This is a genomic window from Lentzea sp. NPDC004782 (genome assembly GCF_040609115.1).
GTDB lineage: Bacteria > Actinomycetota > Actinomycetes > Mycobacteriales > Pseudonocardiaceae > Lentzea.
The window spans coordinates 305,669-330,583 of sequence record NZ_JBEXJN010000001.1; the positions used below are offsets into that span (position 1 = coordinate 305,669).

General features: G+C 68.9%; 23 protein-coding genes, 1 tRNA gene, 1 other RNA gene and 1 pseudogene. 10 read left to right on the top strand and 16 right to left on the bottom strand.

The annotated features are described in order from the left end of the window. Nucleotides 1-20: 20 nt before the first annotated feature. Together ABZV40_RS01490 and ABZV40_RS01495 are read right to left on the bottom strand one after the other, a co-directional pair. A complete protein-coding gene (locus tag ABZV40_RS01490; RefSeq protein WP_355434031.1) occupies nucleotides 21-1,589 on the bottom strand; it encodes a discoidin domain-containing protein in 1,569 nt (522 codons plus the stop codon). A 110-nt stretch (nucleotides 1,590-1,699) separates the two neighbouring features. Next, on the bottom strand, nucleotides 1,700-2,461 hold the full coding sequence (locus ABZV40_RS01495) for a DUF4184 family protein (RefSeq protein ID WP_355434132.1): 762 nt from the start codon (nucleotides 2,459-2,461) through the stop codon (nucleotides 1,700-1,702). Nucleotides 2,462-2,485: 24 nt separating this feature from the next. Between ABZV40_RS01495 and ABZV40_RS01500 the strand changes: the two are divergent. Further along, nucleotides 2,486-2,860: pseudogene (locus ABZV40_RS01500) on the top strand (VTT domain-containing protein); the annotation flags it as partial. A 56-nt stretch (nucleotides 2,861-2,916) separates the two neighbouring features. On the opposite strand, the gene ABZV40_RS01505 reads toward ABZV40_RS01500, so the two are convergent. From ABZV40_RS01505 to ABZV40_RS01530, 6 genes are all read right to left on the bottom strand, one after another. Then, nucleotides 2,917-3,510, bottom strand: coding sequence for a helix-turn-helix domain-containing protein (locus ABZV40_RS01505; protein WP_355434033.1), 594 nt, complete (start codon nucleotides 3,508-3,510; stop codon nucleotides 2,917-2,919). A gap of 113 nt (nucleotides 3,511-3,623) precedes the next feature. Continuing rightward, nucleotides 3,624-4,697, bottom strand: coding sequence for an oligopeptide/dipeptide ABC transporter ATP-binding protein (locus ABZV40_RS01510; protein ID WP_355434136.1), 1,074 nt, complete (start codon nucleotides 4,695-4,697; stop codon nucleotides 3,624-3,626). A 26-nt stretch (nucleotides 4,698-4,723) separates the two neighbouring features. Beyond that, on the bottom strand, nucleotides 4,724-5,722 hold the full coding sequence (locus tag ABZV40_RS01515) for an ABC transporter ATP-binding protein (RefSeq protein ID WP_355434035.1): 999 nt from the start codon (nucleotides 5,720-5,722) through the stop codon (nucleotides 4,724-4,726). Between the two features lie 6 nt (nucleotides 5,723-5,728). Beyond that, complete coding sequence (locus tag ABZV40_RS01520) at nucleotides 5,729-6,655, bottom strand: ABC transporter permease (protein ID WP_355434037.1); 927 nt, start codon at nucleotides 6,653-6,655, stop codon at nucleotides 5,729-5,731. 5 nt (nucleotides 6,656-6,660) lie between these two features. Then, on the bottom strand, nucleotides 6,661-7,665 hold the full coding sequence (locus ABZV40_RS01525) for an ABC transporter permease (protein WP_355434038.1): 1,005 nt from the start codon (nucleotides 7,663-7,665) through the stop codon (nucleotides 6,661-6,663). 43 nt (nucleotides 7,666-7,708) lie between these two features. After that, a complete protein-coding gene (locus ABZV40_RS01530) occupies nucleotides 7,709-9,388 on the bottom strand; it encodes an ABC transporter substrate-binding protein (RefSeq protein WP_355434041.1) in 1,680 nt (559 codons plus the stop codon). Between the two features lie 216 nt (nucleotides 9,389-9,604). Between ABZV40_RS01530 and ABZV40_RS01535 the strand changes: the two genes are divergently transcribed. Further along, nucleotides 9,605-12,883 carry a BTAD domain-containing putative transcriptional regulator gene (locus tag ABZV40_RS01535; RefSeq protein ID WP_355434044.1) on the top strand — a complete coding sequence of 1,093 codons (3,279 nt, stop codon included), beginning with the start codon at nucleotides 9,605-9,607 and terminating at the stop codon, nucleotides 12,881-12,883. Here the strand turns inward: ABZV40_RS01535 and ABZV40_RS01540 are convergent. The 5 genes from ABZV40_RS01540 to ffs all read right to left on the bottom strand — a co-directional run bounded on the left by ABZV40_RS01540 (nucleotide 12,862) and on the right by ffs (nucleotide 16,550). After that, on the bottom strand, nucleotides 12,862-13,338 hold the full coding sequence (locus ABZV40_RS01540; RefSeq protein ID WP_355434046.1) for a hypothetical protein: 477 nt from the start codon (nucleotides 13,336-13,338) through the stop codon (nucleotides 12,862-12,864). The genes ABZV40_RS01535 and ABZV40_RS01540 overlap by 22 nt on opposite strands. A 41-nt stretch (nucleotides 13,339-13,379) precedes the next feature. After that, nucleotides 13,380-13,988: a recombination mediator RecR gene (recR, locus tag ABZV40_RS01545; protein WP_355434049.1), complete on the bottom strand. Its 609-nt coding sequence runs from the start codon at nucleotides 13,986-13,988 to the stop codon at nucleotides 13,380-13,382. Nucleotides 13,989-14,035: 47 nt separating this feature from the next. Then, complete coding sequence (locus tag ABZV40_RS01550; RefSeq protein WP_355434139.1) at nucleotides 14,036-14,338, bottom strand: YbaB/EbfC family nucleoid-associated protein; 303 nt, start codon at nucleotides 14,336-14,338, stop codon at nucleotides 14,036-14,038. Between the two features lie 76 nt (nucleotides 14,339-14,414). After that, a complete protein-coding gene (locus tag ABZV40_RS01555; RefSeq protein WP_355434052.1) occupies nucleotides 14,415-16,424 on the bottom strand; it encodes a DNA polymerase III subunit gamma and tau in 2,010 nt (669 codons plus the stop codon). 31 nt (nucleotides 16,425-16,455) lie between these two features. After that, nucleotides 16,456-16,550: signal recognition particle sRNA small type (gene ffs / locus ABZV40_RS01560), an RNA gene on the bottom strand. A 127-nt stretch (nucleotides 16,551-16,677) separates the two neighbouring features. On the opposite strand from ffs, the gene ABZV40_RS01565 reads away from it, so the two are divergent. The 3 genes from ABZV40_RS01565 (at nucleotide 16,678) to ABZV40_RS01575 (ending at nucleotide 18,127) form a co-directional block, all read left to right on the top strand. Further along, nucleotides 16,678-16,762: transfer RNA gene (locus tag ABZV40_RS01565), tRNA-Ser, on the top strand. A gap of 56 nt (nucleotides 16,763-16,818) precedes the next feature. Continuing rightward, nucleotides 16,819-17,481: a GPP34 family phosphoprotein gene (locus ABZV40_RS01570; protein ID WP_355434055.1), complete on the top strand. Its 663-nt coding sequence runs from the start codon at nucleotides 16,819-16,821 to the stop codon at nucleotides 17,479-17,481. Between the two features lies 1 nt (nucleotide 17,482). Then, nucleotides 17,483-18,127 (top strand): GPP34 family phosphoprotein, encoded by a 645-nt coding sequence (locus ABZV40_RS01575; protein WP_355434058.1) that lies wholly within the window; start codon nucleotides 17,483-17,485, stop codon nucleotides 18,125-18,127. A gap of 18 nt (nucleotides 18,128-18,145) precedes the next feature. Here ABZV40_RS01575 and ABZV40_RS01580 read toward each other — a convergent pair whose 3' ends face one another. Beyond that, nucleotides 18,146-20,575, bottom strand: a complete 2,430-nt coding sequence (locus ABZV40_RS01580) for an endonuclease/exonuclease/phosphatase family protein (RefSeq protein ID WP_355434061.1) — start codon at nucleotides 20,573-20,575, stop codon at nucleotides 18,146-18,148. Between the two features lie 200 nt (nucleotides 20,576-20,775). Between ABZV40_RS01580 and ABZV40_RS01585 the strand changes: the two genes are divergently transcribed. The 3 genes from ABZV40_RS01585 (at nucleotide 20,776) to ABZV40_RS01595 (ending at nucleotide 22,778) form a co-directional block, all read left to right on the top strand. After that, entirely contained in the window at nucleotides 20,776-21,549 is a 774-nt protein-coding gene (locus ABZV40_RS01585) for a maleylpyruvate isomerase family mycothiol-dependent enzyme (RefSeq protein ID WP_355434064.1), read from the top strand. 2 nt (nucleotides 21,550-21,551) lie between these two features. Beyond that, nucleotides 21,552-22,322, top strand: coding sequence for a maleylpyruvate isomerase family mycothiol-dependent enzyme (locus ABZV40_RS01590; protein WP_355434067.1), 771 nt, complete (start codon nucleotides 21,552-21,554; stop codon nucleotides 22,320-22,322). A gap of 81 nt (nucleotides 22,323-22,403) precedes the next feature. Then, on the top strand, nucleotides 22,404-22,778 hold the full coding sequence (locus ABZV40_RS01595) for a hypothetical protein (RefSeq protein ID WP_355434070.1): 375 nt from the start codon (nucleotides 22,404-22,406) through the stop codon (nucleotides 22,776-22,778). Between the two features lie 90 nt (nucleotides 22,779-22,868). On the opposite strand, the gene ABZV40_RS01600 is transcribed toward ABZV40_RS01595, so the two are convergent. Beyond that, on the bottom strand, nucleotides 22,869-23,288 hold the full coding sequence (locus ABZV40_RS01600) for a hypothetical protein (protein ID WP_355434073.1): 420 nt from the start codon (nucleotides 23,286-23,288) through the stop codon (nucleotides 22,869-22,871). Nucleotides 23,289-23,338: 50 nt separating this feature from the next. Here ABZV40_RS01600 and ABZV40_RS01605 point away from each other — a divergent pair, with 50 nt between their 5' ends. Next, nucleotides 23,339-23,773, top strand: coding sequence for a GNAT family N-acetyltransferase (locus ABZV40_RS01605; protein ID WP_355434076.1), 435 nt, complete (start codon nucleotides 23,339-23,341; stop codon nucleotides 23,771-23,773). Here the strand turns inward: ABZV40_RS01605 and ABZV40_RS01610 are convergent. Further along, nucleotides 23,770-23,994: a hypothetical protein gene (locus ABZV40_RS01610; RefSeq protein WP_355434079.1), complete on the bottom strand. Its 225-nt coding sequence runs from the start codon at nucleotides 23,992-23,994 to the stop codon at nucleotides 23,770-23,772. The genes ABZV40_RS01605 and ABZV40_RS01610 overlap by 4 nt on opposite strands. A 128-nt stretch (nucleotides 23,995-24,122) precedes the next feature. Here ABZV40_RS01610 and ABZV40_RS01615 point away from each other — a divergent pair, with 128 nt between their 5' ends. Beyond that, nucleotides 24,123-24,806, top strand: a complete 684-nt coding sequence (locus ABZV40_RS01615) for a 3-keto-5-aminohexanoate cleavage protein (protein ID WP_355434081.1) — start codon at nucleotides 24,123-24,125, stop codon at nucleotides 24,804-24,806. Nucleotides 24,807-24,915 lie beyond the last annotated feature (109 nt).

Sequence of the window (24,915 nt, forward strand, 5' to 3'; positions counted from 1 at the left end):
TCCGCCGGCAGCCAAAGTGATCAACGACAGTTGAAGGGACCGGCCTTGTCGCGCACCTTGCCGGCGGTGTCGATGACCTCCCACGAGTAGGAGGCGCCGGACAGGGTGAGCTTCATGACGCCGTGGCTGTCCGCGAAGTAGTTCTCGACGCCGGGGCGCGGGGTGCGCTCGTCGTAGAGGTAGTCACCGCCGATGCCGACGATCGCGGCCCGCATGCCGTTCACCGTGTCGACCGCACCGGTCTTGCTCAGCGGCGAGAACCGCTCGTAGTGGTGGTCGTGGCCGTTGAACACGACGTCGGCCTTGGCGTCGGCGAACGCGTTCCAGTACGGGGACACCTGGGACAGGTCGCCGTACTTGCCCGAGTTGAACCGCGGGTGGTGCCAGTAGCCGACGACGCAGGGCTTGGTGTTGGCCTGGAGATCGGCCTTCAGCCAGTTCAGCTGCGTCGAGTCGCTGCCGTTGTCGTACATCGGGTTCGAGTCGACCGCGACGAAGTGGAACTGGCCGGCGTCCCAGGTGTAGTACGGCTTGCCGTTCGGGAAGGCCTGAGCGCCGAAGTACGACTTGTAGCCGTTGAGGTTGTCCTCCCACTCGTGGTTGCCCGTGGCGGGGTGGGTGATGCTCTTGTACTTGCCCCACGACTTGTCGTAGTGGGCCAGGAACTCCGAGAGCTTGCCGCTGTCGTACTGGTTGTCGCCGACCGTGAGGATGTGGTTCGGCTTGATCTGGTCGATCAGCTTCGCGGTCTCGTAGTGCTCGTTGTTCGTCAGCGAGGCGATGTCGCCGGCGACGACGACCGTGATGTTCTCGCCGGGGGCGGCGGGCTGGGTGGTCGCCTGCGCCGCGTTGCTCGCGGGCCCGAGGTTTCCCGCCGCGTCACGGGCGCGGACGGTGTAGGTGAACTGCGTGCCCGACGCGAGGCCGGTGTCGGTGAACGACGTGCCGGCGGTCGTGCCGACGACGCTGCCGCCCCGCAGGACGTCGTAGCCGGTCACGCCGACGTTGTCGGTCGCGGCCGTCCACTGCAGACTCACCGAGCTCGACGTGGTGCCGGTGCTCACGAGGTTGGTGGGCGCGGTCGGCGGCGTGTTGTCCCCGTTGGGGTTGCTGCCGTAGACCTCCAGCTCGTACAGCGAGTAGCCGTACGGCGTGCCGCGCTTGGTGCCGTAGATCCGCACGTAGCGGCCGCTCGTCGCGATGCTGATGTCGTCGACGCCACCGTTCTGACCGGTGAGGGACTTCTTGGTGCTCCACGTCGAACCGTCGGTGGACGTCTGGATCTTGTACTCGGAGGCGTACGCGACCTCCCAGGTGAGCTTGACCCTGGAGATGGTCGAGTTGCCGCCGAGGTCGACGGCGATCCACTCCGGGTCGTGGCCTTCGAGGCTCGCCCAGCGAGTGGTCGGATCTCCGTCGACGGCGTTCGCGCCACCGAAGGTCTCCGCTTCGATGGACGACGTGGTGGTGGGTTTGTTGGCGGAGAGCAGGGTGTCGGCCGCGTTGGCTGTACCCGACCCGGCGATCTGGGGCATCACCAGCGCTAACAGCGCCAGGGCGATACCCGTGCGGGTGTGTTTTCTGATCACTTCGTCCTCCTGGGCGAGGGCGGCGGCGAAGGATTGGTAAACAAGCTTTCCTATTGAAGCTCGGAGGTTAATGACGGGCGAAGAAGCAGGTCAAGCCGGTGTGCGAGCAGTCATCGCCTGTCATTCCGTGACTGGCTGAAGCGCCACAGCACGGCGTGGACAGCGATCGCGACGCCCGCACCCTGAACCAGACCCAGCAGAAAGCGGCGAACCCAGTCATAAAGACTGATCTGGCTGACAGGATCAGACAAAGACCAGGTCACGCCGATCACCGCGACCAGGGCGATGAAGATCCAGAACTTGTACCGGGAATTCCCGGTACGGGCCGGCCAGTCATGCCCTTTCGGACAGCGCGCAGCCGCCCGGGCCAGCAACGCCATGCCGCCGAGCGAGGACACGTACCCGATCACGTTGTAGAGCCGGTGCGGACCGACGACCGAGACGGTCAACCAGTCCCACCGCTGCACGAACCAGCCGTCGGTCTGGGTGAAGGCGTCCCACAGCAGGTGCGTGAGGACTCCCACCACAATGGACAACGCCCGCGTGACCGGCCGGCGGAACTCTCCCGGACGGGACACCCGTGCCCGCGCGAACTCGGGTGCCAACCCCATCACCGAGGGCAGCAGCAGGCGCCCGACCAGCAGCAACACCACCGCCGCGAGCGATCCGCCGAGCACGTCGTGAGTCCGCACGACCGGCAGGTAGTAGCCCAGGTCCGGTGCCATCGCTCCCGCGACCAGTCCGGGCAACCAGAGGTACCGGCGCAGCGGGAGCACCGCGGCGGGATGCGCGAGCGTGAACGGCACGACCCAGCGTAGATCGACTTCCCCCTGTGGGTGCGCTGAAGAAACACCCAGGTCGGGATTGTTCATCTCGGTCACGTACGTTCACCGATCATGAGCACCGCAGCCGCCAGTCTCGTCGTGCTGTTCCTGGTCGCCGTCGTGCCGCTGGCACCGACGGAGGCCGTGCTCATCGGCGCCGGTGTCCTGGCCGCGTCCGGTGAGGTTCCGCTGTACCTGGTGGTTCTCGTCGCCGCCGCCGGCTGCCTGGCCAGCGACATGATCAACTTCAGCGCTGGCCGCCGGATGGGGATGAAGGCCCTCGACAAGGTCAACAAGAACGCCAGGGCGCGGGCCATGGTCGTGTGGACCGCGGACCAGCTCGGGTCCAAGGGCGAGAGCATCCTCATCGCGGCGCGGTTCCTGCCGGCGGGCGGCATCGTGGGCGCGTTGCTCGCGGGGGCGCTCAAGTGGCCACTGCGGCGGTTCGTGCCGGTCGCGGCGATCGGGTCGGCGCTGTGGAGCCTCTACCCCGCCACCGTCGGCTACGTCGGCGGCCAGATCGTCGACGAGGCCTGGCTCGCGATGCTGCTGTCGTTCGGGGTGGCCACGCTCATCTCCATCCCCGTCGGCATGGCGATCCGTGCGCGCAACGCCAACCGCACTCTCTCGTACGCCGAAGCGTCGTCGTAGAGCACCGCGAAACGGTCGGCAGCGGCCAGCAGAGCGTCCACTTCGAACGCCATCTGCGCGTCCCCGCACAGCCGTTCCAGCAGTGAGATCCAGCGCAGGTTGAAGAGCATCAACGCGTCGCGCACGCGGCCGGGACGGGCGGCGAACTCCGAGCGCGTCACGACGAAGAAGCAGCCGCCGGGGAACACGCGGCGCTTCGAGTAGTCGAGCCAGCGCTCGCACAGGTCCACCACGGAACCACCGGCGATCACCACCTCCCGCGCGAAGATCTCCGCGGCGGCGTGCACCGTGCAGATCTGCAGCTCCTCCTTGGCACCGAAGTGCGAGAAGATGCCGCTCTTGCTCATGCCGAGCTCGACCGCGAGCCGTCCGATCGTGACCCCTTCGAGCCCTTCGACGGACGCGATCTCCGCGGCCCTCAGCAAGATCGCCCCACGACTGTCCACCAGAACACTGGAGCATCACCCACTAGAGCCCCAGTAGCCACTGGGGTGAGACACGCGGGGAGCTTTCGTTCGCTTGGAACGCACGAAAGGGCCCCGCGTGTCGTCCCGGACGGCTAGCTGAGCGCCTCGGTGACGGATGCCGGTCCCACGAGCGGGACGTCCGGCGAGATGCCGTCGTCCTCCTCGATGAGGATCGGCTTCACCTCGTGCGGCTGGATTTCGCCGGACATGATCTGCTCGGCGTAGTGGCACGCCACCTTGTGCCCCGGCTTGAGCTCGCGCAGCGCCGGGCGTTCGGTGTCGCAGCGGGACGCCTGCCGCCACGGGCACCGGGTGTGGAACCGGCAGCCGGACGGCGGGTTGGCCGGCGACGGGAGGTCGCCCGCCAGCAGGATCCGCTCGCGCCGGTCCTCGACCACCGGGTCGGGCACCGGGATCGCCGACAGCAGCGCCCGCGTGTACGGGTGCAGCGGTTCGGCGTAGAGGTCCTCGGAGGTGGCCTCCTCGACCAGGCCGCCGAGGTACATCACGCCGACCCGGTCGGAGATGTGCTTCACGACGGCGAGGTCGTGCGCGATCACCAGGTAGGTCAGGCCGAACTGCTCCTGCAGCTCCTCCAGCAGGTTGACGACCTGCGCCTGCACCGACACGTCCAGCGCGGACACCGGCTCGTCGGCGACGATCAGGTCCGGCTCCAGCGCCAGTGCGCGGGCGATGCCGATGCGCTGGCGCTGACCGCCCGAGAACTCGTGCGGGTACTTGCGCAGCGCGGTGGACGGCAGGCCCACGGCCGCGAGCAGCTCGCGCAGCCGCTTGGACGTGGACTCCTTGCCCTTGTCCAGGTCGTGCGCCCGCAGGCCCTCGACCAGGATCGACTCCACGGACTGCCGCGGGTCCAAAGAGGACAGCGGGTCCTGGAACACCATCTGGATCCGGCGCCGCATCTTGCGCAGGTCCTCGCCCTTGAGGGCCGAGAAGTCCTGCCCGTCGAAGACCATCTTGCCCGCGGTCGGCTCGTTCAACCGCAGCATCGCCCGCCCGAGGGTGGACTTGCCGCAGCCGGACTCGCCGACGAGGCCGTAGGTCTCGCCCCGCTTGATCTCCAGGTCGACGCCGTCGACCGCGTAGACGTGGCCGACGGTCTTGTCGAAGAAGACGCCGCGCTTGATCGGGAAGTGCACCTTCATGTCCTGGACGGACACCAGGGTCTCGCTCACACCGGCACCTCCTCGGCGGCGGGAGTTCCCGGAACCACCGGGTTGTGACAGCGGAGCAGACGGCCCAGCTGGTCTTCCTCGGCCGGCGTCTCCGTGCGGCAGACGTCCAGCGCGTTCGGGCAACGGGGTGCGAACGCGCAGCCCTGCGCCCACGGGATGTTGTCGGCGACGGAGCCCTTGATCGGCGTCAGCTTCTCGCCGGGGGCCGCGTCCAGGCGCGGGATCGAGGCCAGCAGACCGTGCGTGTACGGGTGGCGCGGCTCGGCGAAGAGCTTGTGCCGCATGGCCTTCTCGACCACCTTGCCGGCGTACAGCACGTTCACCTCGTCGCACAGCCCGGCGACGACACCCAGGTCGTGGGTGATCATCACCAGCGCGGTGCCGAGGTCCTGCACCAGTTCCTTCATCAACGACAGGATCTGGGCCTGGATGGTCACGTCCAGCGCCGTCGTCGGCTCGTCCGCGATCAGCAGCTTCGGCCGGCACGCCAGCGCGATCGCGATCAACGCGCGCTGCCGCATGCCGCCGGAGAGCTGGTGCGGGTACTCCTTGAGCCGCCGGTTCGGGTCCGGGATGCCGACCTTGTCGAGCAGGTCCTTCGCCTCGGTCATGGCCTCCTTGCGGGGCATGCCGCGGTGCCGTTCGAGCACCTCGGTGACCTGCAGGCCGATCGGGACGACGGGGTTGAGCGACGACAGCGGGTCCTGGAAGACCATGCCGAGGTCGCGGCCACGACGGTCGCGCATCTCCTTGTCGGAGAGCTTCAGCAGGTCCACGCCGTCGTACGACACCGTGCCGGAGATCTTGGTGCCGCGCTTGGGCAACAGGCCCATGATCGCCAACGATGTCACGGACTTGCCGCAGCCCGACTCGCCGACGAGACCGACGGTCTGGCCGGGCTCGACGTCGAAGCTGACGCCGTCGACCGCGCGGAACGGCTCCTCGCCCCTGCGCTGGAAAACGACGGTGAGGTCACGAACTTCGAGCAGTGCCACGACGACTCACCGCCTGTTCTTCGGATCGAGGGCCTCGCGCAGCGTCTCGCCCATCAGGGTGAAGCCGAGCGCGACGATGATGATGCAGACGGCCGGGTACGCGGCGAGCTGCGGATGCGTGTCGAAGACGTTCTGCACGTCGCCGAGCATCTGCCCCCACTCCGGGATCCGGTCGTCCGGGTTGCCGAGGCCGAGGAACGACAGCGCCGCCGCCTCGATGATCGCGGTCGCCAGCACCAGCGTGGACTGCACGATCACCGGGCTGAGCGAGTTCGGCAGCATGTGCCGGAACACGATCGCGCCCTTCTTCACGCCGAGCGCGGTCGCCGCCAGCACGTGGTCGCTGTGCCGTTGCGCGAGCATCGAGCCTCTCAGCAACCGGGCGAACACCGGGATCTGCACGATCGCGACCGCGAGGATCACGGTGAACTGGCTGGGCTTGGCGAACATCGCCGCGATCGAGAACGCCAGCAGCAGCGACGGCAGCGAGAGCATGACGTCGACGAGCCGCATGACGGCCGAGTCGACCCAGCCACCGATCGCGCCCGCGAGCGTGCCCAGGATCAGGCCGCCGGTCAGGCCGATCAGCGTCGCACCGACACCGACGACCAGCGTCTGCTGCGAGCCGACCAGCAGGCGCGACAGGAAGTCACGGCCCTGCAGGTCACCGCCGAGCGGGTGGCCCGGCTGCGGCGGCGGGATCTCGTTGCGCGCCTTGACGACCTGGTCGATCAGCATCTTGTCCGACGGGTCGTGCGGGGCGATCCACGGCGAGAGCAGCGACAACGCGACGAAGATGCCGATGATCACCGCGCCGGTGATGAACACCGGACTGCGGCGCAGCCTCTTCCAGGCGCTCGCGGCGAGCGAGACACCCGCGCTCTCGGCGATGCCGTCGATCTTTTCCTTCTTCGATGGAAGTCCGAGCACCACGGCGCTCACCTCGTCCTGATGCGCGGGTCGATGAGCGCGTACGAGAGGTCGACCAACAGGTTGACCACGACGTACACGATCGTGGCCATGATGATCAACAACAGCAGCACCGGGTAGTCACGGCGTTCGAACCCGATGGCGAGCGCCTGACCGACACCGGCGAACGAGAACACCTTCTCGGTGAGCACCGCGCCGGAGAGCAGCGCACCCGTCTGCAGACCGATCGTCGTGACGACCGGCAGCATCGCGTTGCGCAGCACGTGCCGGCGGCGGATCACCGGTGCGGTGAGGCCCTTCGACTCCGCGGTGCGCACGAAGTCCTCGTCGAGCACGTCCAGCACGGCCGCGCGGGTGATCCGGAAGATCACCGCGAACGGGATCGTGGCCAGCGCGATCGCCGGCAGGATCAGGTGCTCCAACGCGTTGAGCGTCGCGTCCCACTCGCCGGTGATGATGCCGTCGAGGGTGAAGAACCCGGTGACGCGAGTGGCGTCGATGGCGTCCTGGCGGCCCTGCGACGGCAGGCCCAGCGCCGACGACGCCACGTCCTTGAGCAGGTAGGCGAGGAAGAACACCGGCACCGCGACACCGATCAGCGAGCCGATGACGCTGAAGTTGTCGAACCAGCCGCCGCGGCGCTTCGCGGCGAGGTAGCCGAGCGGGACGCCGACCGCGATCGCGATCAGGATCGCGAAGAAGCTGAGCTCGATCGTCGCGGGGAACCGCTGCAGGAAGATGTCGAGCGCCGAGTCACCCGGCTGGACGCCGGTGGAGACGCCGAAGTCACCGGTCGCCGCACGACCGAGGAACTTGAAGTACTGCAGGAAGATCGGCTGATCAAGGCCGAGCTGCTTGGTGAGGGCCTCGCGCGACTCCGGCGTAGCGCGTTCTCCCAGGAGGGCCGAAACCGGCCCTCCTGGGAGAAGTCGCAACCACGCGAAGAGCAACAGCGAGAGCACCAGCACCACGCCGACCAGCTGAACCAGCCGTCGAATCGTGTAGCGGAGCACTTGAGCTACCCCGTTGTTCTCTTGTGGTGGGAGCTAGTTCAGCTCAGCCCTTGGAGGCCGAGCCGAACTTCTCGTCGGTCAACGGGCTCGGAACGACACCCTTGATGTCCGACTTGAACACCAGAGCGGGCGGGGAGTGGGAGATCGGGATCGCGGGGAGGTACTCCTCCATGATCCGCTTGTTGATGTCCTCGTACAGCTTGGTGCGCTTGCCCTCGTCCGGCTCGGAGTTGGCCTTCGCCAGGTCGTCCGCGAGGGTCTTGCCCCACGCCGACACGCCGGTGCTGAAGCGGTTGTCGGTGCGGCCGAAGAACGTGCCGACCCAGTTGTGGGCGGTGCCGTTGTCACCGGTCCAACCCAGCAGGAACAGGTCCGGGACGTGGTTGTCGACGTCGGTCAGGTAACCACCGTTCCACGGCTTGGTGACGACGTCGAACGTGATGCCGATCTTGCCCAGGTCACCGGAGATCGCACCGAACAGGTCCTTCGGCGACGGCATGTACGGGCGGGTGACCTCGGACGGCCAGTAGAACTTCAGCTTGAGGTTCTCCGCGCCGGCTTCCTTCAGCAGCGACTTCGCCTTCTCGGGGTCGTAGCCGACGGCCTTGATGTCCTTGTTGTAGCCGTTCACCGTGTCCGGCATGAACTGCGTCGCGACCTTGGCGCCCTCGGGCAGCTGCGACTTGACCAGCTGCTCGCGGTTGATCCCGTACATGATCGCCTGGCGGACCTTGAGGTCGGCGAGCTTCGGGTTGTTCTTCTGGTTGATGCCCAGGTAGAACACGTTGAACGCCGGGCGGATGGCGACGTTGAAGCCGTCGGACTTCAGACCGGCCCAGTCAGCTGCGTTCGGCAGGTCGTAGCCGTCGATGTCACCGGCCTTGAGCGCCTGCTTGCGGGCGGTCTCGTCCGGGATGATCTTGAAGACGATCTTGTCCAGCTTGGCCTTGGTGCCCCAGTAGTCCTCGTTGCGCACGAGTTCCACCGTGTTGTTGGCCTTGTCGTACTTGCTGAACTTGAACGGGCCCGTGCCGGTCGGGTGCTCGTTCGCGTACGCCGGGTAGGTGAACGCGTCACCGGCGGCCTGGACGTTGTCCGCGTCGTACTTCTTCAGCGCGTCCGGGCTGGAGATGGAGAACGACGTGAAGCCGAGGACCGACGGGAACTGCGAGGTGACCTCGTTCAGCTCGATGACCGCGGTCTTGGCGTCCTTGGCCGTGCAGGACTTGTACAGCGAGGGCTTGTCCGGCGTGTCCTTGAAACCGCCGAAGTTGTCCAGCCAGTACTGGGAGACGGCGTCGCTCTGCGCGGGGCCCTTCTGGTTGTACCAGCGCTCGAAGTTGAAGCAGACGGCCTCGGCGTTGAAGGCGGTGCCGTCGTGGAACTTCACGCCCTCCCGCAGGGTGAACGTCCACGTCTTGCCGTCGGCGCTGGGCTCGTACTTGGTCGCCAGCGCGGGCTCGACCTCGGCGGTGCCGGGCTTGAAGCCGACCAGGCCCTCGTACATCTGGCGAGAGACCCGGAAGGTCTCGCCGTCCGTCGCGTAGAACGGGTCGAAGAGCTTCGGCGCACCAGCGGCACCGAAGGTCAGCGTGCCGCCCTGCTTACCGCCGCCACCGGTGTCGCGCTGCGATTGCGCGCAACCGGACAGGGCCAGCGCGCCGACGCTGAGGAAGCCGATCGCGGCGACCCAACGGCGGCGAGCCGTTACTGAGTGGACCATCAAACACCCCTTGGACAATCCGCACATCTCACGGTGTGGTCGCCGACCATAACCGTTGTACATACCCCTCCCGTGTTAACTCAGGTCACGATCCGGCCACTAGACCAGGCATTCTGATACGTCCGGCGCACGTTCGCTGACCCAACGTGAGCACGGCAGATGCGTCGAACGCTCTCCTAGGCTGTAGAAACAACAACGACACGCGGAGGAGGTCGCATGAGCAGGCAGGTCGAGTTCCGCGTGCTCGGCCCCCTCCAGGTCCTCCTCGACTCCGAACCACTGCTGGTCCGCGCCGGACGTCAGCGGGCGCTGCTGGTGTCGTTGTTGCTGCGTGCGGGCACTTCGGTGTCCGTGGACGAGCTCGCCGCCAACGTGTGGGGTGACGACCCGCCGGCCAGGGCTCGCGCGACCTTGCAGACCTACGTCATGCGCCTGAGACAGCTGCTCGGGCCGTCGGTGCCGATCAGGACCGTGCCGGACGGGTACCTGATCGACGTCGACGAGAAGACGATCGACCTGATGCGCTTCGAGCCGCTGATCGACCAGGGAGAACAGGAGCGCGCCGCCGGGAACCTGCAGGCCGCCTCGGCCGCGTTCGCCGCCGCGCTCGGACTCTGGCGGGGTCCGGCGCTGGTCGACGTGCCGTCGGAGATCCTGCACCGCGACGAGGTGCCACGGCTGAACGAACGCCGCCTGCACGTGCTGGAGCGCCGGGTCGAGGTCGACCTCGAACTGGGCCGCCACGGCGAGCTGGTCGCGGAGCTGTCCCGGCTGACCAGCGAACACCCGTTGCGCGAGCGGTTCTGGGCGCAGCTGATGGTGGCGCTGTACCGGTCCGGCCGGCAGAGCGAGGCGCTCGCCGCCTACCAGCGGGTTTCCCGGTTGCTCGGCGACGAGCTGGGCATCGACCCCGGTGACGAGCTGCGGCGCGTGCACGGCCAGGTGCTGTCCGGGTCGATCGACGCGGTGGCCGCGGCGTCGTCCGGCGCGCCGGTGGTGGCCTCGAAGCCCGAACGGGTCGTGCCGTCGCAGCTGCCCGCGGACATCCCGGACTTCGTGGGCCGCGACGAGGCCGTGTCGTTGATCATCGCGCTGCTGCGGACCGCCCAGGGCGTCCCGGTCGTCACGCTGGCCGGACCGCCCGGCGTGGGCAAGACGGCGCTGGCCGTGCACGCCGCGCACCGGATGCGGGCGGACTTCCCGGACGGTCAGCTGTACGTCAACCTGCGCGGATACGCGCCCGGACCGCCGTTGAGCGCGGTGGACGTGCTGCCGCGGTTCCTGCGCGCGCTCGGGACCGAGCCCGACCAGGTGCCGCTCGACCAGGACGAGCAGGAGGCGATGTTCCGGTCGACCCTGACCGGTCAGCGCGTGCTGTTGCTGCTGGACAACGCGTCGTCGGCCGAGCAGATCCGGCCGCTGCTGCCCGGTTCGCCGGGGTGCGCGGTGCTGGTGACCTCACGCGACACGCTGCGCGGTCTGGCCGTGTCGCACGCCGCCTCGAACGTGCGGCTGGACGTGCTCGACTGGGACGAGACCAAGGCCCTCCTCGCGGGCATCCTCGGCGCGGACGAGGTGGCCTCCCAGGAGGCCGCCGCCCTGGAGCTGTCGGCGTTGTGCGCGCATCTGCCATTGGCTTTGCGTATCGCCGCGGCGAACCTCGTGTCGCGCCCGGAACTGTCCATCGCGGACTACGTGGAGGAGCTGCGGGCGGGCAACCGGCTCGCGGCGCTGGCCGTGGAGGGCGACGAACGGGTCGCGGTGCACGCGGCGTTCGACCTCTCCTACACGGCGCTGAAGCCCGAGCTGGCGCAGATGTTCCGGTTGCTGTCGCTGGTTCCCGGCACGGACTTCACCCCGGAGATGGCAGCGGCGCTGTCGGGACTGACCACTCAGGACGCCCGGCGCCGGCTGGACCGCCTCGCCACCGCGAACCTGATCTCGAACCACGCGCCGTCCCGCTACCAGTTCCACGACCTGCTGCGCGACTACGCGGCCGAGCGCCTCGCGTTCGACGACGGCCACGCGGACGCGCGGCTCGCGTTGCGGCGACTGCTGGACTGGGCGGTGCGCTCGGTCGACAACGCCACCGCCGCGATGAAGTCGACGCTGTTCCGCTTCCCGCGCCCGGCGCCGTTGGACGGCGTGGTGCCGCGGACGTTCGCCACCTCCACCGAGGCGCTGACCTGGCTGGACGTCGAGCGCGCCAACCTCGTGGCACTGGTCGCGCACGTCGTCGAGCGCGATCCGGAGAACTCGCCGTGGCAGCTGGCCGACGCGTTGCGCGGCTACTTCTACACGCAGGGCCTGACCGCAGAGTGGCGCGAGACCGCCAAGGCCGGGCTGCTGGGCGCACGTGCGCCGCGGGACGAGCTCGGACAGCTCGCGATGTTGTCGTCGTTGGGCACGCTGTACTGGGTGACGGGCCAGCACCGCAACGCGCTCGGCTACTACCAGCAGGCCATCGCGCTGCAGGAGCACATCGACCTGCCCGAGGCCGAGGCCGCGGTGCTGTCGAACGCCGGCAGCGTCTACATCGACCTCGGCGAGCTCGAACACGCCGCCGACCACCTCGAACGCGCGCTGGTGATCACCCGCCGGATCGGTGCCTTCCAGGTGCAGGCCAACGCCCTGTTCAACCTCGGTGGCGTGTACATGCAGCTGGGCCAGCTCGACCGCGCCGCCGCGACGTTCGAGGAAGCACTGGAAGCCGGCACGCGCATCGACTCGTGGATCACCCAGGCGAACTCCATGCGCGCGTTGGGCGAGGTGCACGCGTGGCGCGGCGAGCCGGACACCGGCGCGTCCTACTTCTTGCGCGCGAGCGAGCTGTACGAACGTGCGGCCGCCCGCAACTTCGGCCACACCATGCACGAGGGCATGGCCATCACGCTGATCATGCGCGGCCGGTTCGACGAAGCGGCCGTCGAAGCGTCCCTGGCCATGCAGATCGCGCAGGACCTGGAGAACGTCAAGAGCGTCTGCGACGCGATGAACCTGCTCGGACGTGCCCTGGAGGGCGCGGGCCGGCTGGACGAGGCGATCGAGCAGTTCTCGTCCGCACTGACGATCGCCCTGGAGACCGGTTACTCGTGGGGCGCCTGTTCCGCGCGTCGCGGCCTCGCGTCCGCGTACCGCCTGGCGGGCCGCTACGAGGAGGCGCTGTCGACGGCGTCCGCGGCACTGGTCGAGGCCGGGCGGTCGCAGTTCCGGTTGGCGGAGATGGAGGTGCTGCTCGTGCTCGGGCGGACGCACCTCGACACGTCCGACGCGTCCGGTGCGCTGGAGTGCGCGCTGCGGGCGGTCTCGGTCGGCTCCGACTCAGGCCACCGCTGGGTGTACGCGCGGGCCCTGCAGCTGGCCGGTGACGCCTCGGCCGCGCTGGGTGATCCCGAGGCCGCGCGGGCGTACTGGGCCACGTCGCTGGAGGTGTTCAGCGAGATCGGGACACCGGAAGCCGCGGAGGTCCGGGCTCAGCTCGAAGTGACGACGTAGTCGGCCCTGGCCCTGGTCTCGTCGACCGCGAACCAGCCTCTTTCGTACTGCTGCCAACGGATGAAGTGGTGCCGGTGCTGCTCGCCGTCCCTGGCCACCGCACGTTCCAGCCTGGCCTTCTCGTCACCGTGGTCAACGAAGATCTTCAGGCTCAGGCGGTGTTCGAGGGCTTTCCTGGCCGAGGAGAACCCGTCCAGGATGATCGTCCTTTGTGGATAGAGCACCACTTCCGGCCCTTCGCCGACGCGCGGAAAGCCCTGGGACCAGTCGGCTTTGCGGTAGCGGCCCACCTGACCGTTCGCCACGGCGTCGAGCGCCTGAACGAGCGAGGGCCACCACCGCGTCGTCGGGTCCTCCCACGTCGCGAAGTGGTCGGTTTTGATCAGCTGGGCGTTCAGCTGCCCGGCGAGGTGCTTCGCGAACGTCGACTTGCCCGCGCCCGACGGACCGTCCACCGCGACCAGGCGGGTGTCGCCCAGCCGCGGTGGAGCGGCTGCTACATGCTCCGGCGACCAGATAGCGCACGCCCCAGGGTGAGCTCGTCCGCGAACTCCAGATCGCCGCCCATCGGCAGACCGCTGGCCAGCCTGGTGACGGTCAGGCCCGGGAAGTCCCGCAGCATCCGGACCAGGTAGGTGGCCGTGGCCTCTCCCTCGGTGTTGGGGTCCGTGGCGATGATGACCTCGGAGATGTCCACACCGTTGGTGGCCGTGCCGATCCGGTTGAGCAGCTGACGGATGCGGAGCTGATCCGGCCCCACCCCGCTGAGCGGGTCAAGCGCACCACCCAGGACGTGGTAGCGCCCCTTGAACTCCCTGGTGCGCTCGATCGCCTGGACGTCCTTGGGCTCCTCGACCACGCAGACGAGCGACAGATCCCGCTTGGGATCGCGGCAGATGCGGCACGTCGTCTCGGCGGACACGTTGCCGCAGACGTCGCAGAAGACGACGCCCTCCTTGACCTTCTGGAGTGCGCTCTGCAGCCGCTCGATGTCGGCCGGTTCGGTTGCCAGGAGGTGGAAGGCGATCCGCTGGGCGCTCTTCGGCCCCACGCCGGGGAGTCTGCCCAGCTCGTCGATCAGGTCCTGTACCGGGCCCTCGTACATTTCTTCGCCGTCTCTTCGCCGGTCTTCTTCGCTGCGCGGGAGTCAGGTCAGCCGAGCAGGCCGCCGAGGCCGCCCTGGGCCAGCGGGCCGAGCTTCTGCTCCACCAGCTGCTGGGCCTTGGTGTTGGCGTCCTTGATCGCGGCGATGACGAGGTCCTGGAGGGTTTCCACGTCGTCCGGGTCGACGATCTTCGGGTCGATGGCGAGGTTGACGAGCTCGCCGCCGCCGGTGACCGTCGCGGTCACCAGGCCGTTGGCCGCGTTGCCGGTGACCTCGGTGTTGGCCAGCTCTTCCTGGGCGGTCGCCATCTGCTGCTGCATGTTCTGGGCCTGCTGGAGCAGGGCCTGCATGTCGAACTGACCGGGTTGCACCGCTGGTCCTCTCTCGCTGCGCTTGGGGTGTGTTCCAGCGTACGGCCTTGGCCGGCTACGCCTTTTTCAGCGGACGGGCACCCAGTTCGTCGGCCAGGAGTTTGAGCATGACCGCTTCTGGGTCCTGTTCCTTGCTGACCGAGTCCGGGTCCACCGGGCGGGCCGCTTCGGCCAGCATCGCCTCTTCGTCGTCCGGTTCCGGCGGGAGCGGTTCGTCGGGCTCCGGGGGCTCCGGGGGCGGAGGGACGTCGTCTGCCGGTGGACGTGCGGGGGCCGCTGAGCGCTGGGGTTCCGGTTGGCGGGCGGGTTGGGCCTGGGCCTGACTCGGGCGGGTCGGGGCCGGGCGCGGAGCCTTGGGCGGGGTGGCGGCTTGGGGCGTGGCGCCCGGGGTGCCGTGGACGCAGCGGACCTGCCAGGTGCCGCCAAGCACTGCGGCGAGGGCGTTGGCGATGGCCTCGGTGTTGCGGGGTTCGGCCAGGCGGCGGGCCAGTGGGGCCGAGGTGTGGGCGATGGTGACCACGTTGCCGTCGACCTCGCCGACCATGGCGTTGGTCAGCATTGCCTCGGTGCTGCGGCTTGAGGAGCGGACCGCGGACAGCAGTTCCGACCAGACTCGGCGGACCGCCGTCGCGTCCAGGGCGCCGGTCGCGGCGGGTTCTGCGGGCACCTCGGCGGACGGCTGGGGCTGCGCCGGTGGCTGGGGCGCCGGGGCCGCCTGAGCCTGCGGGGCCGCATGCGTTTGCGGAGGGGCCACGGGCTGGGACGGGATCGTCGCGGCGGGCCGCGGTGCGGCCGGGCGGGGTGGTTCCGGTTGCTGCGCGGGCTCGGCTGCCTGGGGTTGCTGGGACCTGCGGGTGAAGACCGGAGCACCGGACGGTGGCGCGTCCGCGCTTGCGGCGATGGCCGCCGGGGGGCGGCGTTCCAGTTGTTCCAGGCGCTGGAGCAGTGCGGCTTCCGACTGGCTCACCGACGGCAGGAGCATGCGGGAGACCAGGAGTTCGAGGAGCAGGCGCGGGGCGGTGGCGCCGCGCATCTCGACCAGGCCCGTGTGCACGATTTCGGCGTAGCGGGTGAGGGTGGCCGGGCCGATTCGCTCTGCATGGGCCGACATGGTGGCCAGTTCGTCTTCCGGGGCGCTGACCAGGTTGCGGTCGGCCGCGTCGGGGACGGCGCAGAGCAGCACCAGGTCGCGCAGGCGGTCCAGGAGGTCGCTGGCGAAGCGGCGGGGGTCGTGGCCCGCTTCCACCAGGCGGTCGATGGTGCCGAAGACCGCGGCGCCGTCGCCTGCCGCCAGACCGTCGACCACGTCGTTGATCAGGGCGGAGTCGGTGACGCCCAGGAGGGTGATGGCGCGCTCGTACTTCACTCCATCGGGACCTGCGCCGGAGAGGAGCTGGTCCATGACGGACTGGGTGTCGCGGGCCGAGCCGCCGCCCGCGCGGATCACCAGGGGGAAGACGGCCGGCTCCACGGCCACGCCTTCCGCCGCGCAGTTGCGTTCCAGCAGGGTGCGCATGACGCCCGGCGGGATCAGGCGGAACGGGTAGTGGTGCGTGCGGGAGCGGATGGTCGGGAGGACCTTGTCCGGCTCGGTGGTGGCGAAGATGAAGATCAGGTGGTCCGGCGGCTCTTCCACGATCTTCAGCAGGGCGTTGAAGCCCTGCGTGGTGACCATGTGCGCCTCGTCGATGATGAAGACGCGGTAGCGGGACTCCGCCGGGGCGTAGAAGGCCTTGTCGCGGAGGTCTCGGGCGTCCTCCACGCCGCCGTGGGAGGCGGCGTCGAGCTCGACGACGTCGACGCTGCCGGTGCCGTTGGGGGCCAGGCCGATGCACGAGTTGCACTCGCCGCACGGGTCGGGCGTCGGGCCCTGCACGCAGTTGAGCGAGCGGGCCAGGATGCGCGCCGAGGAGGTCTTGCCGCAGCCTCGCGGGCCGCTGAACAGGTACGCGTGGTTGACCCGGCCTGCCGCCAGGGCGGTGCGCAGGGGTTCGGTCACGTGCTCCTGGCCGACGACCTCGGAGAACGTGGCCGGACGGTACTTGCGATACAGAGCGAGCGCCACGCCCGAGACAGTACCGGTGACCACCGACAGAAAAAGGGGACCCCGTGCACCCACCAGAGCCCGCTTATCCTTGCTGCCTTCCGGCCCTGGGGAGGTTCGCGAGATGTGTGCCGCACGAGGTCCGCAGCCAGTGTAGCGAACAGGTTGAGTCGAACGTGTGTTCGAGTTGCCCACAGGGTTGTCCCCACCTGTGGACAACTTCCGTCCACCCCCGTTTTGGGTTGCGTGATGGGCGTCCGGTAGGCTCTGCCACGGAGGATTCGCCTAGTGGCCTAGGGCGCACGATTGGAAATCGTGTTGGGTTAACACCCTCACGGGTTCAAATCCCGTATCCTCCGCTCCCATCGAGGGCGCCGACTTGCAACGGTCGGCGCCCTCGATGCGTTATGGGGGCATGCTGCCCGAAGATCTCATGCTCCTGTTCCTCGACGAAGAGGACGGCCGGGTCCTGATGGACACGACGTCGATCCACAACGCGCTGGCCGGTGCCGTGCTGCTGGAGCTCGTCGACTCCGGACGGGTGGCGTTGGAGCCGGACGGCAAGACGCTCTCGGTCGTCGACACGACACCGCTGCCGAACGAGTTCCTGCAGGAGTCGCTGCGCCGGCTCACCAGGCCGATGAAGCCGCAGCGGGCGGTCGAGACGCTGCGGACCCACGTGCGCGACAACGTGATGGCGCAGCTTGAAGGCCGTGGTGTGCTGTCGGTCGAGAAGACCAGGATGCTCGGCATCTTCCCCACGACCAGTTACGTGATCCAGGACGGGAAAGCGATCAGTGACCTCCGGGACGCGGTCGGCAACGTCGCGCTGGGCCACCGGGCGCCGGACGAGCGCACCGGGGCGTTGATCTCCCTGCTGTACGCGGTGAAAGCGCTGCACAAGGTGTTCGACGGCGATCGGCGCGAGATGGAAGCACGGGCGAAGGAGATCTCGGCCGGAAACTGGGCGGGGCTTGCGGTGAAGAAGGCAATGGAGGCGGTCCAAGGCGCGCTCATGGCGATGATGGTGGCCACTACAGTCGCCGCCGCGATCACAACGGCAGGGGGTTCGAGCTGAGATGCTGGCAGAAGACCTGATGTTGTTGTTCATCAACAAGGAGAACGGCCGTTTGCTGGCCGACTCGACGTCGGTGGAGAACGCGCTCGCCGGTGCCGTGCTCATCGAGCTGGTGAACTCGGGCCGGGTCGCGTTCGAGCCGAACGGCAAGAAGGTCCAGGTCGTCGATCCGACGCCGTTGCGGGACCCGTTGCTGCAGGAGTCGGTGGCGAGGTTCGACCGGCCGATGAAGCCGCAACGGGCGGTGGAACGCCTGCGGAAACGGTTGCGGGACAACGTCATCGCGCAGCTGGAAGGCCGGGGCGTCGTGCGGGTGGAGCCGCGAAAGGTACTCGGGATCTTCCCGGCGAAGAGCTACGTGATCACCGACGAGGCCAGGTTCGCCGACGTCCGGCGGGCGACCGGCGAGGTCGCGCTCGGGTACCGCGCACCGGATGCGCGCACCGGGTCGTTGATCACGCTGCTGCACGCGGTGAAGGCGGTGCCCAAGGTGTTCGACGGCGATCGGCGCGAAATGACCAGGCGGGCCAGGGAGATCGCCGCCGGCAACTGGGCGGGCGAGGCCGTGCGCCGGGCGGTCGAGGCGATTCAGGCCGGGGTCGCGGCGGCGGCCGCTGCTGCCGCCGCCGCGTCATCGGGTGGATGACGCGGCGGCGACGAGCGGTCACTTCTTCAGGCAGTCGAGGATGTCCTCGAGAGCGAACACGATCCGGTCGACGTTCGCGTCGCCCGTGGACGGGCGGGCGTGCACGATCTGCGGGTCGTGGTCGCTCGCCTGGTCGGCGAACTCCGAGTTGATGTGCACCACGTCGTAACTGAAGCGCGTGATGTTCTTGCTCATCAACAGGTGGTCCAGCGTCTGCGAGTTGCCCTCGAAGACGTAGCTGTACCGCTCGCTCACTGGCAGTGTCTCGATCAGCGCCTTGAGGTTGCCGTCGCCGGTCAGCGTCTTCACCGCGGGCGAGAACTGGTAGTCGTTCAGGTCGCCCGCGAGGACCACGTTGGCGCCCTTGTCGATCGCGCGGATCTGCTCGGTGAACGCCTTCAGCGCCGTCGCCTGCTTGGTGCGCTGCACCTCGGAGGAACGGGTCGGCGGCTGGTTGCGGCCGTGCATGGCCTCGTCGCCGCCCTTGGAGTTGAAGTGGTTCGCGACGATGAAGACCGTGCGGCCGCGGAACTTGAACTCGCCGGCGAGCGGCTTGCGGCTGTTCGCCCACGCGTCGTTCAGCGGGTCGACCCGGCCGGGTGAGATGGACAGCGCGGCACGGCCGTTCTTCTTCACGACCTCGACCGGGGTCTTGAAGTCGCCGCCGGGACGGTCCACGAAGGACACCCGCTGCGGGTTGAAGAAGAAGCCGACGCGGATGTTGCCGCCGGGCTCGCCGCCGTCCTTGAGGTTCTCCGGGTCGATCTGGCGCCACTGGTAGCGCGGGCCGCCCTTGGCGACGATCGCGTCGGAGAACTTCTGCAGCGTCTGGTCGGCCGCGACGGTGCCGTCGTTGACCGCGCCGTTGTTGTCCTGGATCTCTTCCAGCACAACGACGTCCGGGCTGCGCAGGTTGGTCGTGACGCCGTCGGCGAGCCGGTCGAACTTCTCCTGCGGGTCGGACGGGTCGAGGTTCTCGACGTTGTAGGTCGCGACGGAGAGCTCGCTCTCCTTCTGCGGCGCGGTGATCTCGCGCTGCAGGTTGCCGGAGACGTGCCGGCCCAACGACAACGCGGCCAGCGTGTAGCCGCCGTAGTTCGTGTACTCGATGGCACCGACGGTCGCGCCGGCGAACACGTCACCGACGTTGGAGACCGGCATCGGCGTGGCCTTGATCTTCAGGCGGCCGCTGTTGGGCTGGTCGTAACCGGTGTAGGTGGTGCCGCCGCGCTCGTTGCGGTTCTGGTCGGGGTTGACGGTCACCCAGACCTCGCCGAACGCGTTGCTCGGGCCGACCACGCGGGCGTCGTCGACCTGGACCAGCGTGCCTTCGAGCGACTCGAGGTAGTCGAGGCCGTACTTGTCCGGCTCCAGCGGGAGCTGCTCGATGCTGCCGCCGGGCGCGGGCAGGTAGCCGGCCGGGATGTTCTTCAGCACGACCGGCGCCGGGACGGGGTTGCCCGTCGACACGGTGATCGTGGTGGCCTTGGCGATCTCGGTGAGGGTCTGGTTGGACCCCGTCTCACCGCCCGGCCGGTACTCCGCGACCGTGCCGCTGACCAGCACGTTGTCGCCGACGGCCACGGTCGGCGCGCTGCCTGCCGTGTAGACGAAGATGCCCTCGCTGGTGCGCGGGTCGTTGTCCGGGCTCACCGTGTCCTGGATCCAGAAGCCGCGGTCACCCGTGGCACGCGTGCCGGTGACGACGCCGGGGACGTTGGTGACCTTCTGGCCGAGGAGCGGCGAGATGCGCGTGACGCCCTGGATGTCGTGGATGCGCTTGTCGCCGGGCACGGGATCCGGGTTGGGAGGAGTGCCTCCGCCAGGCGTCTCCCCCTTCGAGTTCGTCGGGCTCGGGTCGCCGGCCTTGAAGTCGGCCGAGTTGTCGTCGGTGTCGCCGAGGCCGGTGCCGCGGGACGCCGAGGTGGTGTTGCTCAGGGCGGCCGCGGCCGTGCCCTCGCGGACGACCGCGGTGCCGTAGCCGACGAGATCCTTGATCCGCGTGTCGGCGGCGCAGTCGGCGGCCGTCTTGCAGGTGAGGGCCGCAGTGCCGTTGACCAGCGCGATCGTGCCGCCGGTGGCGCTCATGTTGAGTGAACCGGTGGCGTCGGGAGCGGGCAGGTCGACGGTGCCGCCGGTGCCCTTGGCCTCGGCGACGAGGAACGTCTTGCCGGGCGCGATCGAACCGGACAGCGGGGTCACGCCCCACTGCGTGGTCGCGCCGGGGGTCGCCGAGATGTACTGGACGCTGTAGCCGTCCAGGGCGATCGGGCTCGTGCCCTTGTTGGCGAGCTCGACGAAGTCCTGCTTGAGCGTGGCGCCGGAGTTGCCGCCACCTCCGTAGACCTCGGAGATCAGCGCGTCGGGGCTGGGCGCGGCGACGGCGGGTACGGCGGCGAAAACGAGCGCCGCCACCGCTGTCCCGACGCCGGGCAGGGTGGGTCTCAAAACTTCCTCCAGGGAATGCGGCGGACCGACGCATCCTTCCTCGATCGGGTGGTGTTTGGTAGCCGTTGTTACTAACGGTTAACCGGTTGGCCCAGCAATGATCACTCGAACAAGTGTTCGATCATGGTGTATGCTCGAAAACGGAACGCTGACCGGTGGGCCCCTCCCAGGCGCCGGTCAGCGTCCCTACTTTTGAGGGCATGTCCCTGCTGAGCTACGAGCGCCGTTGCGCCGAGATCGTCCACCAGGCTTCCCTGCTCGCCGCCGCGCTGGAAGGCGCTGACCTGGGCGTTCAGGTCCCCTCCTGCCCCGACTGGACGGTGAACCAGCTCGTCCGCCACGTCGGCTACGCCCTGCGATGGGCCGACGAGATGATCCGCACCCGGACGCCGGAGATCCCGTTCGACCGCAACAAGGCCATGGACGTGTCGGGCTACGCGGGCGAGCAGGCCTCCGACCTGGCGCCGTGGCTGCTGGAGAGCGCCACCTCGCTGTCGGCCGCGCTGTCCGAGGTCGACCCGGACCTCATGATCGCGTCGCTCGGCGGCCACCCCGGACCGCAGGTGTGGTCGCGGCGGATGACGCACGAGCTCGTCCTGCACCGCTGGGACGCCGTGACCGCGCTGGGCCTGCCGTTCGAACTGAACCCCGAGGTCGCCCGCGACACGTTGGCGGAGTGGGCCGGCCTGGCCCTGCCACTCGCGTTCTACCGCACGCCCGAGCAGACCGCGCCGTTGCTCGGGCCGGGCCACACGGTGCACCTGCACGCCACCGACGCGGACGCCGAGCTGCTGATCGACCTCACCGGCACCGCCCCGGTCGTGCGGCACGGCCACGAGAAGGCCGCGGTGGCGTTGCGCGGGCCGGTCGTCGAACTGGTGCTGGCGGTCTACCGGCGGCGGCCGGTGGAGGGCCTGGAGGTGTTCGGGGACGCGGACCTGCTCGCGGAACTCGTTGAGCGCGTACGTTTTTGACCATGGGGATGCTGACTTACTCGCAACGGCTCGACGCGGGCGTTGCGCAGACGGCGCTGCTCGTTTCCGGTCTGGCCGACGCCGATCTGAGCGTGCCGGTGCCCGCGACACCGGACTGGACGCTGAACCAGCTGCTGCGTCACCTCGGCTACGCGCACCGCTGGATCGAGCAGCTGGTCAGGGAACGGATCCCGACCGCGGACCGCTCGCTGAACAAGGCGCACTCCGTCTCGGAGTACGCCGGCGAAACGGCCACCCAGCTCGGCCCCTGGCTGACCGAGGGCGCGGACCTGCTGGCCGCGGCGATGCGTGAGGTGTCACCGGACGCTCCGATCGCGGTGATGTTCCCCGACGAGCCGGGACCGCAGTTCTGGGCGCGGCGGATGGCGCACGAGACGTGGGTGCACCGCTTCGACGTGTTCGAGGCGCTGGGGCTGCCGTTCGAGGTCGACCCGGTGGTGGCCGCGGACGGGTTGTGGGAGTGGATGAACGTCGGCCTGCGGGTGATCTTCCTGCGGCGGCCGGAGTTCGCCGAACTGCTCGGCGCCGGCACGCTGGCCTTCGAGGCGACCGACGCCGACGCGAAGTGGCTCGTGGACCTGACCGGGGACAAGCCGGTGGCTCGTGAGGGCGAGGGTTCCGGTGCGGTGACCGTCCGGGGACCGGCCGCGGATCTGGTGCTGACGCTGTACCGGCGCCGGGGGCCGGACGGGTTGGACGTGTCCGGTGATGAGGCGCTGCTGAAGGAGTTCCTCGGTCGCGCGCGCTTCTAACCGAACGGGCCGGGGGTCTGGGGGCTCGCCCCCAGGGCGGGGCGGGGGGGGGGGCCCCCCCCACGTTTCTTTCTCGCATCCGTGCTGGTGCTGGTGCTGGCGGCGTGTTCGGGTGGCGACGACACCGGTGCCGAAAGCCCGAAGACGGCTGTGGACACCTACCTCGCCGCGATGAACAACAAGGACGAAGCCGCGCTCCGCAAGGTGATCCCCGAGCCCGAGCGGGATGACGTGACCGGCTACCTGGCGGCCCGCGGGGGCAAAGGGCTGGCGGTCGAGTCCGCGGACATCACCCAGGAGTTCGGTCCGGACTTCGCCAATGCCCACGTGAAGGGGAAGAACGCCGACCAATCCGGCTATGACGAGCGGATCGTGGTGTCGAAGATCGACGGTCGTTGGTACGTCAACCTCCTCAGGCCTGTGCCGGACAGGAGCAACTCCACTGCTACGCCGTAGTCGGAGAAGATGCTTGCGGCGCAACGGTTGTACGAACGGCTGGGTTGCAGGTGCGGAACTGGCGCCGCGTACGGGATGCCGCTCTGACGCTCAGCGCAGCGACGACATGATGCGCGTCCGCAGCTTGAGGTCACCGGCCGCCTGTTCGTACAGCAGCGTGCGCAGCACGTCCGCGGGCAGCGCTCTCAGCACGTCGCGCAGCTCCACGTCCTCGGCGTCCGGCGGCGGTACGGTCTCGCCCCGGTCCAGCAGCACCAGCCCGACGGCGACGCAGTGCTTGCAGAAGAAGCCCTCCGTCCCGTGCGGGCAGCTGCACTCGCCCACCAGATGCGTGCCCGACCACGACAGCTCCACCACGTACATCGCGTCGTCGCTGCCCCGCACCCGAGCCGCCACGTGCCTGCTGTGCACCCGCAGGGACAGCACGGCGTCGCGGTAGGTGAGGCCGCGCCAGTACGACTTGGTGCCCGCGCGGTGCAGCAGCAGCTCGGTGGTGAGGGTCGTCGACACGGACGTCATCCAACCGGGTGACCCCAAAAAGAACCAACAAAGGGATCAGCATGATCGAGATCAGCCCGCTCGGCCCCGCGGACCGCGTGCGGTGGCAGGAGCTCTTCGAGGGGTACAACACCTTCTACGAACGCACACTGCCGCAGGAGACCTACGACGAGAAGTGGCAGGCGTTCCAGGAGGACAAGACCATCCACGCCCTGTGCGCCCGCGACGGCGACACGGTCGTCGGCATCACGCACTTCTTCCGGCACCCCAGCACGTCCGGCCCGGACGTCTGCTACCTCCAGGACCTCTTCACCGCCCCCGAGGCACGCGGCCGGGGCGTCGGCCGCGCGCTCATCGAGGCGGTGGCGGAGTGGGCGAAACGGCAGGACTGCTGCCGCGTGTACTGGCACACCAGCGAGTGGAACGAGACCGCCCGCAGGCTCTACGACCAGGTCGCGGAGAAGACGCCCTTCGTCACCTACCGAATCGTGTTCTAACGAGCCGTGGACTCGAGGTCCAGCAACGTCACCGCGGCCCGGAAGTACTTGTTGGTGCCCAGGTCGCGCACGGTCTTGATGTTGAACGCGGCCTTGAGCTTCTCCGCGTCGCCCGCGCTCACGCCCTGCAGCGCGTCGACGGGGGCGTCCAGGATCTCGCTGAGCGGGAGGTTCTCGTATGCCTTGTCGAGGAGCAGGTCCAGGTTCACGGTGACGGCCATGATCTTCATACCTCCGGGAAGTGGGGCGATCACGGCAGATTCTGGGGTCAGTTCACGACTTCCGCAGGACGAGAAAGGTGGCCGTTGGAGCAACGCGGTGGCGGTGATTGTGTGGGACCGTATGACATGTGCTGCAAGCCTGTCTGAACGGTTCCCGCGCAGCCGAGGAGCACCCGGCCCTGCCGCTGTCCCCCGAGCGCCTCGCCGAGGACGCCGCCGACGTCGCCGCGCTCGGCGTCACCTCGGTGCACATCCACCCGAGGGACGTCATCGGCGCGCCGACGCTGGCCGGGCCCGAGATCGCCACCACCATCGCGACCGTGCGGGCGGCGGTACCGGGCATCGAGATCAGCATCTCGACGAACGTCCCCGGCAACCGCGCCACGCTGATCGCGAGCTGGGCACCGCTCGCCGCCGGGCGTCCCGACATCGCGAGCGTCCACGTCGCCGAACCCGGCTGGCGTGAGCTGGCGCAGGCCCTGCACCGGGTCAACGTCGGTGTCGAGCTCGTCGTCGAGGTGCCGGAGGAGCTGGGGGAACTGCCGGCGGGCACCACGCGGATCACCGTCACCGCAACGCAGGACAACGCCGAAACCCTGCTGCGGCAGGTGGAACCGCTCGGCCTGCCCGTCCTGCTGCACGGCCGCGACGGCGACGCGTGGCCGGTTTTCACCTACGCGGCGACGCTCGAACACCAGGTGCGCATGGGGCTGGAGGACACGCTGCGGATGCCGGACGGCCGGCGCGCCAGGAACAACGCCGAGCTGATCGCGATGGCCCGCCGCAACCAGAGGTCCAGGGCCCCGAGCTGAGCACCTCGCTGGTCGATGAAGGGCGCCTTCATCCACCACCTGGATCTGGATTGGCCCCGACAGCAAAACAGGGCCGCACAGCGCGAGGGGGGCAGGCGGGGCGGGGGAC

Coding starts and splice junctions, on each gene's coding strand:
- ABZV40_RS01495 (WP_355434132.1), bottom strand. CDS start 2,461: ATGAACAATCCCGACCTGGGTGTTTCTTCAGCGCACCCACAGGGGGAA.
- ABZV40_RS01510 (WP_355434136.1), bottom strand. CDS start 4,697: ATGAAGGTGCACTTCCCGATCAAGCGCGGCGTCTTCTTCGACAAGACC.
- ABZV40_RS01530 (WP_355434041.1), bottom strand. CDS start 9,388: ATGGTCCACTCAGTAACGGCTCGCCGCCGTTGGGTCGCCGCGATCGGC.
- ABZV40_RS01535 (WP_355434044.1), top strand. CDS start 9,605: ATGAGCAGGCAGGTCGAGTTCCGCGTGCTCGGCCCCCTCCAGGTCCTC.
- recR (WP_355434049.1), bottom strand. CDS start 13,988: ATGTACGAGGGCCCGGTACAGGACCTGATCGACGAGCTGGGCAGACTC.
- ABZV40_RS01550 (WP_355434139.1), bottom strand. CDS start 14,338: ATGCAGGCCCTGCTCCAGCAGGCCCAGAACATGCAGCAGCAGATGGCG.
- ABZV40_RS01570 (WP_355434055.1), top strand. CDS start 16,819: ATGCTGCCCGAAGATCTCATGCTCCTGTTCCTCGACGAAGAGGACGGC.
- ABZV40_RS01575 (WP_355434058.1), top strand. CDS start 17,483: ATGCTGGCAGAAGACCTGATGTTGTTGTTCATCAACAAGGAGAACGGC.
- ABZV40_RS01585 (WP_355434064.1), top strand. CDS start 20,776: ATGTCCCTGCTGAGCTACGAGCGCCGTTGCGCCGAGATCGTCCACCAG.
- ABZV40_RS01590 (WP_355434067.1), top strand. CDS start 21,552: ATGGGGATGCTGACTTACTCGCAACGGCTCGACGCGGGCGTTGCGCAG.
- ABZV40_RS01605 (WP_355434076.1), top strand. CDS start 23,339: ATGATCGAGATCAGCCCGCTCGGCCCCGCGGACCGCGTGCGGTGGCAG.
- ABZV40_RS01610 (WP_355434079.1), bottom strand. CDS start 23,994: ATGGCCGTCACCGTGAACCTGGACCTGCTCCTCGACAAGGCATACGAG.